Consider the following 1,408-nt stretch of genomic DNA (forward strand, 5'->3'; position numbering starts at 1 on the left):
TAATACCGCTCGCTTAAGCACGAGCGGTTCTTTTTTTATAAGGATAACTGGGTGTTTTGCAGAGCACTTGCCTTGGAACCGAGGGGCGTTTTCGCTTTTGAGGTAAAATCAGCCGCTTACCACTTTCCCTGAGGGCTTTTAATTTTTGTGGGATCGTGCCGGGGCTACGTCCTGAGCACCATAAAAATTCATCTTGTATCAGTCGTAACGCATTGATAAAGCTTATCCGAAGCGGTTCAACACGATAATCCTTTGCCATCCGACTCATCTCCAGCCGAACCAGATTGTAGGCGATCAGGATACCCCATAACTCCTGATAGATACCTGCCCGTGTCTGGCTTCTCAGGAGAGCGGTATTATTGAGCTGTCTTTGTTTCAGCTCACCATAGCCTTCTTCGGTTTCCCATCGTTCCCAGTACACAGTGAGGATCTCTTTGAGGGGATACGTCACAGGACATTCCAGGGAGGTAATAAACCCTTTTATTTCGCCCCTCGGTTCCGGGATCAGAACGAGGCGCGCCCGCCAGGTTTTTTCAAGGTGAGGATGCTTTTGCCGGGCCTGAGGGGAAACCGGCATCTCGATAAGTTTGTCATAAGGACTGTATTCCTGAATGACATCATAACGCATTTTGTTTTTTATCGGCGTGAGCCAATGGGTATTTTGCCCTGTGCCTTGCCAGGCCTGAAATAACTCCGCAGAGAGAAAGCCGCGATCAAACAACGTCAGGGTATTTTCAGGGGCAGACCCCACCAGTTGCTGGGCGTAGCTAATCTCACTCTGGGTGATGGGGCCAAACGCCACATCGGAGATAAGATGTGTCCGGGCGGACATCAGGGTCACCGCTAACACCGAGGGGAAACTGGCTTTGCCAGAGGCATAACCCAGTTGTTGATTATCGTCCGTTTCGGGCACTTTAAACTGGGTGCCATCCACGCACAAGATTTTCAGGCCACAGGTAGAATAAGCCGTCTCTTCTTTTTCCCATTCGCTGGCCGTGGTATGAAAAAGGTGCCGCAAGGGTTCAACACCAAGACGGTGTCTGGCTTTTGAGAGGCTGCTTGACGCTAATGGCGGCAGTTTCCCTTTCGCGTCAGGAAACGCCAACTCTAATTTGTCACAGACATCATTGATTGAGCGATTTCTCATGAGGCCGATACCCAGCACTAACCAGACAGCTTGTTCGGCGGGGAATCGACGTTTTCGCACGGTGGCTCGCCCCGTTTCTTTCACCGCTTCAGTCACCCATGCTATCGGAATGTGTTGACTAAAGGCATTCATGGATTCGGAGTAATTCAAGGCTGCAGTGGCCTGGAGTTCGCGAGAAAATTCAGACATAAGAAATCGGCCTTAAACAATCATCTGAGGCCGATTATGACTTATCTTAGTTTTCTTAAGCGAGCGGTATTA

Annotated in this window: 1 protein-coding gene; it reads right to left on the reverse strand. The window is 49.8% G+C overall.

The annotated features are described in order from the left end of the window. Positions 1 to 13 precede the first annotated feature (13 nt). Positions 14 to 1,336 (reverse strand): IS4 family transposase, encoded by a 1,323-nt coding sequence (locus ABLA85_RS17215; RefSeq protein WP_367965569.1) that lies wholly within the window; start codon positions 1,334 to 1,336, stop codon positions 14 to 16. Positions 1,337 to 1,408 lie beyond the last annotated feature (72 nt).

Origin of the sequence: Xenorhabdus sp. SGI246 (assembly GCF_040838225.1) — a bacterium.
GTDB lineage: Bacteria > Pseudomonadota > Gammaproteobacteria > Enterobacterales > Enterobacteriaceae > Xenorhabdus > Xenorhabdus indica.